Raw genomic sequence first — 13,021 nt, 5'->3', positions numbered from 1 at the left:
AAGGAGGGTTGTAGATGACGACCTTGATAGGCTGCAGGTGTACGCATTGAGAGATGTTTAGCCGAGCAGTACTAATGATCCGTAACTTTCTGATGGGAGTGAGAAAGACCGGTCGTAAGCTTAATCGAAAGATTGCTTATGGATCGGATATCGTTTTGACTTAATCTCTAATATAATCAAAATAAATACCCTTTATACCGCGGATGGAACGGAAGAGTATAAAGCAAGGGTAAAAGAACTTTAAAAGATAATGGTGATGATAGCGTAGGTGTTCACCTCTTCCCATTCCGCACAGAGCAGTTAAGCCCTACCGCGCCGATGGTACTGCCGTAACAGGTGGGAGAGTAGGTCATTGCCAACCTTATTAAGGTAGCAAATGCTTTAGCAATAGCTATAAACAAAAGCTCAGTTAGCACATGATGTTAGCTGAGCTTTTTTGTTTTATCTATGGTTTATTTTTTAGTATAATCTCAATCCTATTAGCTTATTAAGCTATTTTCTATTTTACTTCTCTTCCAATTGTATTTCTATTTTATTACTCTGTAAAGAAATATTTAGATTTGTAAACATAACGCTTATAGGAATATTATGAGCAGAGTAGTTAATTTGATTATGTGAGGTTTGAAAATGTTTCTAAATAATGAAGATAAGGAATAAGGGATTTGAAGTATTAAGTGACGGTAAGCATAATAAGTCAGTAGCATTTACGAGAGAAGAAAGAGAATTATATGGTTTAAGGGGGTTACTTCCATATTCAACAGTGAGCCAAGATGTACAGGTGAAGAGAATTATGGATGGACTTAAACGTAAATCTACAGATATTGAAAGATATATTCTTTTGTCTTTACTCCATGACCGCAATGAGAAACTTTTTTATAGAGTAGTGACGGAATATATAGAGGAGGTTATGCCTATAATCTATACACCAACAGTTGGTCAGGCCTGTAAAGAGTTTTCAAATAATTTTAAGCGAACTAGAGGATTCTATATTACGCCTGAAGACAAAGGAGAGATTAGTAAAATCTTAGATAATTGGCCTGAAGATTATGTTAAAGTTATTGTTGTGACCGACGGTGAGCGTATTCTTGGTTTAGGAGATTTAGGTGCTAATGGGATGGGTATTCCTATTGGAAAGCTAGAGCTTTATTGCGCTTGTGCAGGGATCCATCCTCATCAATGTCTACCTGTAATGTTGGATGTGGGTACAAATAATGATGAGCTTCTTGATGATATTCTTTATTTAGGTTATCCATTTAAAAGGCTGCAAGGTGAAGAATATTTTGAATTAGTAGATGAGTTTGTTCAAGCTGTTCAAGAAAAGTATCCGAAAGCTCTGATCCAATTTGAAGATTTCTTAACTCCTAATGCTTATACTTTATTGAATAAGTACAAGGATAAGGTTCTATGTTTCAATGATGACATTCAAGGAACGGCAGCAGTAGCGCTATCTGGGGTTTATGCTTCTACAAGAATTACGGGAATTCCTTTTAAGGATTTGAAGGTGATGTTCTTGGGTGCAGGTTCAGCAGCGACAGGAATAGCGGACTTGATGGTTGCTGCCTACATGAAAGAAGGACTTTCAAAAGAAGAAGCACATCGTCAATTATGGTTTGTAGATGTAAATGGATTGGTAGTAGAAGGCAGAGGTGATCTGATGGAACACAACTTGCCTTATGCTCACAGCCATGAACAACTAGGTTTTGAAGAAGCTATTAACGCCATTCAACCTCATATTCTGATAGGTGCGACAGGAGTTGGAGGAACATTTACACAAACTGTGATAGAGAAGATGACAGCATTGAATGATCGACCTGTTATTTTCGCATTGTCAAATCCAACATCAAAGGCTGAATGTACTGCAGAACAGGCTTATGAATGGAGTGATGGAAAAGCTATTTTCGCAAGTGGTAGTCCATTTGATATGGTGAATTATAAAGGCCAAGAGTTCAAGCCAGGACAGGGTAATAATGCTTATGTTTTCCCAGGTATTGGTTTAGGTGCAATTATATGTAATGCGAAAAATATTCCTGATGAGCTATTCTTAGTAGCTGCAAAGACTCTTTCTGATTTGGTAAGTGACGAAGATATTGATGCTGGTGCATTGTATCCTAAATTGAAAGAGATTAGAAATCTATCACTAGAAATAGCTGTAGCTGTTGCAGACAAAGCCTATGAATTAGGTATTGCAAAGAATCAAAAACCGCATAATTTGAGAAAATTTATTACAGATTATATGTTTAATCCGGAATACTAATCTCTCAATATTGGGTATAAATGGTGATATAAAACTCTTATTCTAAAGTTTTAGGCTTTGGGATAAGAGTTTTTTATTGAAGAACTCTAGTTTTTCGACCAAATATTGATGTATTGTCTATTTTCAAAAGCACTTTGAAATTTCTCTTTGAAAATTTCTTTATCTAATTGTTCTTTCTGAGTTCCTATTTTCATCCAATTAATCCAATTAGACGCAGGATCATAATCAATCAAATTAGCCTCAAACCAAGCTGCTCCCCAACGCCAATCTAGTTTTAGAATATGACAGAAATAGACAGCTGTTAGATGCCTGTGTAGGTAAGAAATGTAGCCAGTAAAATACAGTTCTTTCATTATGGCATTAACGATAGGGTGCTCTGTTGTACCATCTTTCCAATTTGTATAAGATTCGTAGTTAGTTTTAAACTTTATATTATTCCCATTTATGCCTTCAAGTTGGAATATTTTGTTTCCATATTTTATTGCGAGCAATTGACAGTACTCACGAGTTAGTAATTGATTTTGGAGGATTTGACTGTACTTTTTATCATTCAATAATAATATTTCTTCAAAGACTTTTCGAGGAGATAGACAACCAGAAGAAAACCATGGAGAAAACCTAGAACTATCACTTTGTTTAAATGTCTTATATTTTCTACCCCAAAATGCCTTCATTCTTTCTAAACCTTGTTTTTCTCCCCCAATGAAATCAAACTCAGCTCTAGGATCTGGAGATTGAGGAAATAATCCAAAACCTTCTAGCTCGGGAAGATCTGAATATGCGTATTGTAATGGGATTTGTGGGAGGTTTTCAGGGGCTTCTATAGCCTTCTGAATTAATATAGTATCATTATTCACTTTATCAATAAAGTCTTCTAGTGATGTAGGTAAATCGCTAAGAAGTGTATTTATAGTTGAATTGGAAAATAATGTTTTTTGATGAAGGAATTCTAGTTGTGTGTGTAGATTATCCTCCGTCATTTTATCTTTCAGGTTGTTTTCTACGATGATTTCTTCTTCGGTATATTCTTTTTGGGTGTAGATAATATCTGCTTGCCAAGTATGGAGGATTTCGGGAATAACTTCTTCGGGTTTTCCAATAGCAATGTAAAGGTCACTTCCAGCCATAAGAAGGCTTTCTTTTAGTTCCCAAACAGATTCCAAAATAAATTGTGCTCTGAATATACCAGTTTTAAGATAGCCATGAGAAGTAAGGGCGTAATGTCTTGGGTCAAAGCAATAAATTGGAAGTAATGAAGTGTCTTTAGGTAATGAATTTAATATAGGTTGGTCATGTAGTCTTAAATCATTTCTGAACCAGTAGATTATTCGTTGTTGAGGCATAAAAAGGCTTTCACTTTTTTCATTTAAAATGAAAAGTATTGATCAATTTCCACTTTCCATTTTCATGTTTTAATAAACAGAAGCTTGTCGTCAGAAAGTTAGCTTCATACTTTTGATCTTTTAGTTCTTCCCAAGCTTGATGAAATACCTCTGGTTTCAAGTCTTTGAAAAGAATAGTGATGTGAGGGTGGAAATTTTGAGTAGCAAAATGCTTATTAGAAATTTCTAAATCCTCTTTTAAGTGATCAAGAAGTTGTTTCTGTAAAACAGATAAGGAGGTATTTTCTTGAATAGCTACAAAAATAACTCTAGGCGAAAAAGTAGAAAATCCATCAAGTGAAATCTGAAAATCCTTTTGGTTTTGTGCAAAATTAGTGAGTGAATCAGTCAATTTTGAAAGCATATCGCTTTCAAAATGAAAAGGCATATAAAGCGTAATATGAGGAGGAGAGTTAAGGGCTTTATAACTTTTATATTTTTGAGCACATTCCTCTGTTAACTCTTGAAGTTGATTATAGATGGGCTGTGGTGGAACAATGGCAATAAAATATAAGTCTTTGGGCATCTTGGATTAAGAAATTAGGGTATAAAAGCCCAATAATATGAAATCATTGGGCTTATATTTACTAGTTAGGATACAACTCATTACGAATCTCATTGATTCTTTTTGTTGTTTCCAAGTCAGCAGTATTATGCTCTTTTGCCAATTGTCTTGGTTTAGCTTCTCTAGTTTCTCCGTAGATACGTTTGCTGTCCAAGTTTACTCCAGGGTTTGGTGCTTTATTATGTTGACCAAAACAAGCTGTAAGCGAAAGGAGTAATCCTGCAGCCGCTACTCTTACGATATTTTTTTTCATAAAACTTATATGGTTAAAGTCTGTCAGATCAATTGAGTTTCTGAGACAAATTTAAATAAATGTTTATAATATCTATTTAATGAGATCAAGATTAAAGCAGAAAAATTATCTGACTTTTAGTTTTTACCCTTCAAAATTGAGGATAAATGAAATTTTATGGGTATAGATACGGTCTACAAGGTCTGTAACAGGGTTTTTATCATTTTGTTTATGAATATTCAATAGACCATGAGAGATTCTTAGCTCTGGTACAAAGTTGAACATCTGCATATACATATCGACCCCTATACCATAAGTTGCTTCAAGATTGAAGGATTTATACTCGAATGATTCCGAAGGCGGATCATCGGTTTTTGTACTTACTTGGAAGTTAGGAGTTAGACCACCAATGATATAAACTCTGTGATTTCTTCTACGTTTTGACTTGTAGCGTATAAGAATAGGTAAATTTATTTCTGTGTTTTGGACACTCGATTCAATCACCTGATTTGGATAATTATAGCTAATCAAGCGTTCAAAGAGTGAAACTCCTGGTAAGAAGCGTAAATCCCATTGATCTTGAAGTTTGTAGTTCAAGATAAACCCAACAGAAAAACCAGCATTCCCTTTTCCCTGAATGCCATTCAATGAATCTTCTGTTACCAAAGTATTGGAAAGAAAATCGTCTACAAATTTCACATTGGTACTTTCATTAAAAAAGCCAACATGAAAACCATAGTGCAATTTTCTTTCATCGTACTTTGGTCTGAAAATGGTCAGTCCTGATTGTGCTAAAACGCTTTGAAAGCAAAAAGTCAAAAAAATGGTTGAGGATAAAAATATTATTTTTTTCCTACGTAAATAGAGCTTATTCCAAAAGTGAGTGTTTTGCATAGAACTGATTGGAAGCCTACTTTCGTCATAATCTTGTTGAATGCCTCACCGTAAGGGAATGCTTCTACAGATTCTGGCAAATACGTATATGCCGATTGATCTTTAGAAATTAGATTACCAACGAAAGGTAGAATATTCTTGAAATAGAAGTTATAAATCTGTTTAAATGGGAAATACTCTGGCTGAGAAAATTCTAGAACTACAGCAGTTCCACCTGGTTTCAATACTCGGTTGATGTCTGCAAGCCCTTTTTCAAGGTTTTCGAAGTTTCTAACACCAAAAGCTACAGTTACAGCGTCAAAAGTATTATCCTCGAAAGGAAGACGCTCAGAGTCACCAAGCTTAAGCTCAATTTTATTTGTTAGATTTTTCTTCTCTAGTTTTTTCTGTCCTTCAGCAAGCATTCCTTTGGAGATGTCTACTCCAATGATTTTATCTGGGTTCAAAGATAATGCCTCAATTGCAAAATCACATGTACCAGTGGCAACGTCCAATATTAACTTTGGCTGTTCTTTCTTAAGAAGCTTAACAGCCTTTTTTCTCCAGATGATGTCAATCCCTACACTCAGAAGTCTGTTTAATAGGTCGTACTTTGGAGAAATGTTGTTAAACATATCTGCAACCTGCTCTTTCTTACTCGCCTCTTTATCTTTATATGGAAGTACTGCCATTTTTTCTATGAATTAAATGCTATTTATCTGCAAAATTACACAAAATCAACTCTTAGCACTAACCTTTATCAACTTTTATGTAAATTGCTAAGAATTTTCAGGATTATAGGATATACTTTTTAAACATCTATTTTTTTCCTGTGTTCAAATTATTTCTCATATCTACATGTATAAGTAAACAAACACGAAAAATGTTACGTCGTTTTGGTTTGTACTTTTTTGTACTCTCATTATTTGCAACGTTTGCAAACGCCCAATCAAAAAAGCAACCTTCTGCAAAGAAGATTCTAGGACATGGTAAAGAGTTGATCCGAGTAGCCGAATATCATTTGGCTGTAGAGGCGCTCCGAGAAGGTGTCCAGTATTATCCAGACAATGCCATGATCCACTTCTATTTAGGAGAGGCTTATCTGCATTCTAAAGTGGAATCTAAAAGTAAAGCCCTTCCGCATCTAAAAATTGCTCAAGAAGCAAAATTAGAAAACAAAAGGCTGAATTTACTTTTAGGAAAAGCCGCACAGTATAATCATCAATTCAAAAGTGCACTCAGCTATTATAACATTTACCTGAAAAGCTTAGATGAAGATGATGATGAACTGAGAGAGGAAGTATACCGTCATATCTTACAGTGTAAGAATGGTATTTTCCTAAAAAAATCAGAGCAATCCGTGAATATTGTAAACATGGGTAGCCTCATCAACTCTCCATCGATCGAAACGACTCCTGTAATTTCTGCAGATGAGAACACGATCATTTTCACATCTAGAAGAAAAGGTTCGATGGGAGATGAAGATCCACTTTCAGGAATGGCCTATGAAGATGTTTACATCTCTCATAAAGATGAAAACGGAGAATGGGGAATGCCTGAAAATTTGGCTGATATTAATACGGAATTTCATGATGCTTGTGCTGGACTTTCACCAGATGGTAAAACAATTTTTATTTATCAGAGTGATGAGTCGATTAGTAGAGCATTGACTGGAGATATTTATATGAGTCAGTTCCAATCAGGAACTTGGTCAAAATCAGAAAAACTTCCAGAAGGAATTAATACTTCTGCGATGGAAAGTCATGCTACAATGACTGCTGATGGAAAAACACTCTTTTTTACTTCCGACAGAGATGGAGGTGAAGGGAAAATGGATATTTATGCCGCTCACCGTTTGCCAGGTGGAGGTTGGGCGACTCCTTATAACTTAGGTAAGAATATTAATACCAAGTATGAAGAAGGAAGTCCTTTTATTCACCCAAGTGGTAAAATCATTTACTTTAGCTCTAAAGGACATAGTACGATTGGAGGATATGATATTTTCTACTCAGTCTATGACGATGAGAAAAAAGAATGGGGAAAAGCAGTGAATATTGGTTTCCCGATAAATACAGCCGATGATGATCTGGATTTTTGTGTATCCAGTGATGGTATGAGAGGTTATTTCACATCGATCAGAGAAGAAAGTGAAGGTGGGCCAGACATATATAAAGTTGAGATGCCTCAAGCTGAAGAAATCAAAGTGATAGAGCTTGCCGGCCAAGTAAAAACAGAAAGTGGAAAAGGAGTTTCTACAAGTGTAGAGATTTTCAATAACCATACAAATGAACTGGTTGAAGTAGTAGCAACAGATAGCATTGGTCATTATTCTGCCTTTTTGAAGCCTGGAGTTAATTACGGATTGAGATGTGTTTATGATGGATATCTGATGGCTTCACAAAATATTTATATTGAAGAAATTCTTGAATATTTGAAGCTTGAGCAAGACTTTGAATTGAAAAAGGTCAGAGATGGAGAATTTGAAGTATTAGAGAACATTTTCTTTACAGAATATTCAGATCTTAATTCTTCTTCAAACAGAGAGTTGAAGATGTTGAGTGAGTTTAGTAAGAAACACCCAGATTACCAAATCGAAATCGTACTTCACACAAAATCTTCAGAAGATAGCCTAGTCAATGTATTTACATCAAAAGCTAAGGCAGATGCAGTCATGAAAGCTCTGAAGAAGCTAGATCCAGAAGGCTCATTATTGGGTAAAAGTTATGGATATGGTTCCAAATATGAATTACCAACAGCCGGAGGAGACGGTACAAACCGTGTAGAGTATATTGTCCGTGAGCGTAAAGAAGAAATGGAAGTCTTTGATTATGATGGTTTATTGGAAAAAAGAGAGCCAATTGTATTTGAAGATGGATTTGTATTTGAAGTACCTGAGGAAGGAGAAGAAATTAACTTGAACGCATTTATTACGTTCAAAACAGGAAGTAACGAAATGTCTGATTCAGGAAAGAAAGTACTTGATAACGTTATCCATATTCTTGAGAAATATTCTGATATCGTGATGGAAGTAGGCGGACATACCGATAATATCGGAGAGGAGGCTTACAATAAGTATTTGGGAAAAAGAAGAGCACAACAGATTGCTCAACGAATGTATATCAGAGGTATTGATAAGTCTAGATTGATTGTGAAAAGTTATGGAGAATCTTCTCCTGTAGCTTCAAACGAGACGCGAGAAGGACGAAATCAGAACCGCCGTATTTCATTTAAGATTATTTCGGTAGATACTGATAAAAAGACTTTATAAGCCTTTAAAGAATAGATATAGACTTTATGAAAAGCATCGGAGTATTATTTACTCTGATGCTTTTTTCATAGCTGAACTATTTATTAAAAAGAAACCCCCACAACTGAGTATGTTTCAGTAGTGGGGATTTTTACTTTCTATTTTTTGAGAATTACATGCCAGCTTTAGCTGCTAATAATTCTTCAATCTTAGTTTTCAATGCATCACCTCTAAGATTTTTTGCGACGATCTTTCCATCTTGATCAATCAAAATAGAAGCAGGAATTGATTGAATTCCATAAGTACGAGCCGCTTCAGAATCCCAGAATTGAAGATCAGAAACTTGTGGCCAAGTCAATTGATCTTTCTCAATAGCAGTAAGCCATTTGTCTTTGTCTTTATCTAAAGAAACACCTAAAATTTCGAAGTCTTTTCCTTTCAATTCATCGTATAAGCTAACCAATTTTGGGTTGTAAGCACGGCATGGAGCACACCAAGCAGCCCAGAAGTCAACCAATACAATTTTTCCTTTCATAGAGCTAAGCGATAACTCAGCGCCTTCTGGAGTAGGTAAAGAAATTTCAGGAGCAACAGCACCGATAGCCGTTAGTTTTTCAGCTTCTTTTTGCTTCTTAAGCATATCCATTGTCTTTTTCAGACCTTGAATATCTTTTGAATCAGGATATTTTTCTACCAAAGTTTCAGTAAGTGGCATGATGTAATCATAGTCTTTTTGCAAGTTCATACGTTGTAATGCAAAAAGGACATAGAATGCAACGCCTTTATTATCGATATATCTTTTGATATCTTGGTTTGCTTGATCTTGGAAAGTCTTTTGTTCTTCAACCATCGCTTGCTGATCGCCTTGAATCTTTTTCATGATACGACGATACTCCGTGTTGATTGTATTTTCAAGCTCCAAATATCCTTGCAATTGTGTATTTTCTGAAGAACCTTCTACTTTGAAACGTCCTTTCGGATCTTTCTCAGCATCGATCTTAAGGTCATTGTCAATGATCAACAATTGCTCTCTTTTATTTCCAATATTGATACTGAAATATGAGATCGTATCTGAATTTACTTGAAGTTCAAAATTTCCGTTAGCATCTGTAGTTGTTTTGGCAATTTCATTTTTCCCAACTCCTGCAACGAATTGATAAATAGTGATTTCTTCTCCTTCCTCTGCGTCTGAGATACGTCCCGAAACGTCTTTGATCGGATTGTTCGCGTTATTGTTGCAAGCTGCAGCAAAAAGAGCACAGAAAGCAATGGCGATATATAAAAGCTTTTTCACGATGTGTATAGATAAAAATTTGTTTTCGAAAAGATATAAAAAAAAGACAGAAGCACCTCGAAAGTACTTCTGTCTATATTGAATTTTGTATTTTATTAGGCTTCTAAAGCTTCTTGTACCAACTGTTTGGCTTTTTTCGGTTCTACTTTTCCACCACTGAGTTTCATGACCTCACCCATAAACATTCCGATCAGTCCTTTTTTCCCTTTCTTGTAAGCTTTTACCTTGTCAGGGAATTTTGCTAAGACCTCATCAATGATAGGTTTGATAAAGTCATCGCCGCTTTCTTGAATCAAGTTCATTTCTTGTGCAAGTGCTTCGGCTGAACTATCAGGTTTCTTTATGAAAGCAGGGAATAGCTCTTGTTGGGCTACAGAAGTACTCACTTTTCCATCATCAACCAATTGAATAAGTTCTGCAACTTTAGCAGGCTCCAAACCTAATTTATCAATACTTAAATCTGATTTATTCAAATACGATTTGATTGGACCCATTAACCAGTTGGAAGCAGATTTTACATTTGATGTCTTAGTGAATAGTTCTTCTGCGTAAGTTGCAATTTCTCTATTGTCAGTTAAGACAATCGCATCATATTCAGGTAAGCCATATTCTTTCGTGAACTTCTCTACGAGTTCGTAAGGAAGACTAGGCATGCTTGCTTTAATCTCAGCTACCTTTTCTTCAGTCACAATAAAAGGTGGAAGGTCTGGCTCTGGGAAATAACGATAATCGTTAAGTGTTTCTTTATTTCTCAAACTAGAAGTTGTACCTGTATCTGCATCGAAGTTTCTAGTTTCAGAATTGAAATCAATTCCTTTTTCGATAAGCTCAATCTGACGAATGAACTCATGTTCGATGGCACGTTGTACATTTCGCATCGAGTTCATGTTCTTGACTTCACACTTTTTGCCAAGTTTAGTTTCTCCTTTCAATCTGACAGAAATATTGGCATCACAACGCAAAGAACCTTCTTCCATGTTTCCATCTGAGATATCAAGGTATCGTACAATTTTACGTACCTCAGTCAGAAATGCATTGGCTTCTTCTGCATCGTGTATTTCGGGTTCTGTTACAATCTCGATAAGAGCAGTTCCTGCACGGTTCAAATCTACAGCCGTTTCAGGCTCATTTTCAAGGTGAGATGATTTACCCGCATCATCTTCCATATGAATACGGTTAAGTTTTACTCTACTCTTCTTTCCCGATTTTGTAATCACATCCAAATAACCACCTATACAGATAGGAGTCTTGTCTTGAGTAGTTTGAAAACCCTTAGGAAGGTCTGGATAAAAGTAATTTTTTCGATCAAAAATATTGTATTCTGAAATACGAGAATGACAAGCCAAGCCCATTTTGATCGCTTTTTCAGCAGCCGATTTATTCAGCTTAGGCAAAGTACCAGGGTGGCCAAGTGTAATTACAGAAATATTGGTATTTGGAGATTTCCCAAACTCATTCGCATCGCCTGCAAAGATTTTACTTGCAGTGTTGAGTTGTGCATGGACTTCAAGCCCTACAACCAATTCGTATTTATTAATGATCGATTTATCCATACTCATCTATTGCAAAATTCTTTATGAAAAAGAATTATTAATTCGAAATATTTAATGAATTAGCTCAAATTTAAATAATACAATATTGTGAAGCTAATTTTATTTAAAATCTTCATATAGGTTTTATTCTCTGATATTCTTGTATTTTTGTAACATCAACCAAATAGAAGTGAATATAATTACAAATGAATAGAGACCAACAATTTTCGGTGGCTTATATGAAATGTGCGATTTCCATTGCTGAGCTAAGCCGATGTGAGCGTGCAAAAGTAGGAGCGATTATCGTGAAAGATGGTAATATCATCTCAATGGGGTACAATGGAACGCCTAAGGGATTTGATAACTCTTGTGAACTGGAAGTAGAAGATGAGCATGGGCAACTCGTATTACAGACTAAGTCTGAAGTACTACATGCAGAAGCCAATGCAATTACAAAGGCTGCAAAGTCAACGTATTCTACTGATGGAGCTGATTTGTTTTGTACGCACTCTTGCTGTTTCCAATGTTCTAAATTGATTGTCCAAGCAGGTATTAAACGTTTTTTCTATAGCAATCAATACCGTGATACATCGGGTTTAGAGCTATTGAGAAAAGCAGGAATTGAAGTGATTCAAGTGGAGATTGAGGACTAGAAACTCAATTGGTAAATAGATATATGAGGCAATAAGATCATTCTTATTGCTTTTTTTATACCAAAAATAATACTCACTAGCCTTTCTGAAATATAAAATAGGATTACACGATGAATTAATCTGAAAAACGTATTTCAGTTCCTTTAAATTGATTTTTAAAGTGTTATGCAATCAAACAAATGGTTAAGACTATGGATACGAAGAAATTGATTGCAGAATTTATAGGAACACTTTGGCTAGTTTTAGGAGGGTGTGGTAGTGCCGTTTTAGCAGCAGGCTATCCTGAACTCGGAATCGGCTTTGTTGGTGTTTCATTTGCTTTCGGACTTACTGTGTTGAGTATGGCATATGGTGTTGGACATATTTCTGGAGCACACTTCAATCCTGCCGTAACGATTGGCTTATTTATGGGAGGAAGAATAGATAAAAAAGATGTCTTTCCTTATATCATATCTCAAGTTTTGGGAGGAATTGTTGGGGCAGCTATTCTTTATGTGATCGTGACAGGAAAGCAAGGGGCTGAAATTGGGACATTTGCGGCTAATGGTTATGGCAGTTTATCTCCGGACGGATACGGTATGACTTCGGCTTTAGTAACGGAGATCGTTATGACTTTTGCATTCTTAATCATTATTCTTGGAGCTACAGACGCAAGAGCCCCTCAAGGTTTTGCAGGGATTGCCATAGGTTTAGGGCTAACGCTTATTCACTTAATCAGTATTCCTGTGACAAATACTTCGGTAAATCCTGCCAGAAGTACAAGTCAGGCACTATTTGCTGGAGGCGATGCGTTAGTACAATTGTGGTTGTTTTGGGTCGCACCAATTGTTGGGGCAATTTTAGCAGGAGCCGTTTACAAAGCAGTTTTTGAGAAAAAACAGTAAAATATATACGCTCATAACAAAGTTGTTTGGACTTTATTCCAGATAACTTTGTTCTCCCTATTTTTTATTTAGTACTCCCGATAAACGGTGATTTTTTTCAGTTTT

Annotated in this window: 11 protein-coding genes and 2 rRNA genes; 6 read left to right on the top strand and 7 right to left on the bottom strand. The window is 35.7% G+C overall.

From position 1 onward, the window contains the following. The 3 genes from BC781_RS12185 to BC781_RS12175 form a co-directional block, all read left to right on the top strand. Positions 1–96 (top strand): 23S ribosomal RNA (locus BC781_RS12185); the annotation flags it as partial. Between the two features lie 153 nt (positions 97–249). After that, positions 250–361, top strand: a 5S ribosomal RNA gene (gene rrf / locus BC781_RS12180). A 279-nt stretch (positions 362–640) separates the two neighbouring features. Then, a complete protein-coding gene (locus BC781_RS12175; RefSeq protein WP_109617942.1) occupies positions 641–2,254 on the top strand; it encodes an NAD-dependent malic enzyme in 1,614 nt (537 codons plus the stop codon). 86 nt (positions 2,255–2,340) lie between these two features. On the opposite strand, the gene BC781_RS12170 is transcribed toward BC781_RS12175, so the two are convergent. The 5 genes from BC781_RS12170 to ubiE form a co-directional block, all read right to left on the bottom strand. Beyond that, the gene (locus BC781_RS12170; protein ID WP_109617940.1) at positions 2,341–3,597 is read right to left on the bottom strand and encodes a DASH family cryptochrome; all 1,257 of its coding nucleotides are present in this window, start codon (positions 3,595–3,597) and stop codon (positions 2,341–2,343) included. A gap of 19 nt (positions 3,598–3,616) precedes the next feature. Continuing rightward, on the bottom strand, positions 3,617–4,162 hold the full coding sequence (locus tag BC781_RS12165) for a 2'-5' RNA ligase family protein (protein WP_109617938.1): 546 nt from the start codon (positions 4,160–4,162) through the stop codon (positions 3,617–3,619). Between the two features lie 61 nt (positions 4,163–4,223). Further along, the gene (locus BC781_RS12160) at positions 4,224–4,454 is read right to left on the bottom strand and encodes a hypothetical protein (protein ID WP_109617936.1); all 231 of its coding nucleotides are present in this window, start codon (positions 4,452–4,454) and stop codon (positions 4,224–4,226) included. Positions 4,455–4,577: 123 nt separating this feature from the next. After that, positions 4,578–5,252, bottom strand: coding sequence for a type IX secretion/gliding motility protein PorT/SprT (gene porT, locus BC781_RS12155; RefSeq protein ID WP_158281454.1), 675 nt, complete (start codon positions 5,250–5,252; stop codon positions 4,578–4,580). 23 nt (positions 5,253–5,275) lie between these two features. Next, on the bottom strand, positions 5,276–5,998 hold the full coding sequence (gene ubiE / locus BC781_RS12150) for a bifunctional demethylmenaquinone methyltransferase/2-methoxy-6-polyprenyl-1,4-benzoquinol methylase UbiE (RefSeq protein ID WP_109617932.1): 723 nt from the start codon (positions 5,996–5,998) through the stop codon (positions 5,276–5,278). 191 nt (positions 5,999–6,189) lie between these two features. Here ubiE and BC781_RS12145 point away from each other — a divergent pair, with 191 nt between their 5' ends. Next, the gene (locus tag BC781_RS12145; protein WP_109617930.1) at positions 6,190–8,574 is read left to right on the top strand and encodes an OmpA family protein; all 2,385 of its coding nucleotides are present in this window, start codon (positions 6,190–6,192) and stop codon (positions 8,572–8,574) included. 151 nt (positions 8,575–8,725) lie between these two features. Here BC781_RS12145 and BC781_RS12140 read toward each other — a convergent pair whose 3' ends face one another. Continuing rightward, positions 8,726–9,847 (bottom strand): peroxiredoxin family protein, encoded by a 1,122-nt coding sequence (locus tag BC781_RS12140; protein ID WP_109617928.1) that lies wholly within the window; start codon positions 9,845–9,847, stop codon positions 8,726–8,728. A gap of 95 nt (positions 9,848–9,942) precedes the next feature. Then, entirely contained in the window at positions 9,943–11,400 is a 1,458-nt protein-coding gene (gatB, locus tag BC781_RS12135) for an Asp-tRNA(Asn)/Glu-tRNA(Gln) amidotransferase subunit GatB (protein ID WP_109617926.1), read from the bottom strand. A gap of 185 nt (positions 11,401–11,585) precedes the next feature. On the opposite strand from gatB, the gene BC781_RS12130 reads away from it, so the two are divergent. Together BC781_RS12130 and aqpZ are read left to right on the top strand one after the other, a co-directional pair. Continuing rightward, positions 11,586–12,032 carry a deoxycytidylate deaminase gene (locus BC781_RS12130; protein WP_109617924.1) on the top strand — a complete coding sequence of 149 codons (447 nt, stop codon included), beginning with the start codon at positions 11,586–11,588 and terminating at the stop codon, positions 12,030–12,032. A 191-nt stretch (positions 12,033–12,223) separates the two neighbouring features. Next, entirely contained in the window at positions 12,224–12,916 is a 693-nt protein-coding gene (gene aqpZ / locus BC781_RS12125) for an aquaporin Z (RefSeq protein WP_109617922.1), read from the top strand. Positions 12,917–13,021: the final 105 nt, after the last annotated feature.

The sequence above is a fragment of the Sediminitomix flava genome, assembly GCF_003149185.1.
In the GTDB taxonomy this organism is placed as follows: Bacteria; Bacteroidota; Bacteroidia; order Cytophagales; family Flammeovirgaceae; genus Sediminitomix; species Sediminitomix flava.
The sequence above is the reverse complement of the archived record's forward strand: the minus strand, read 5'-3'. Positions and strand labels throughout refer to the sequence as shown.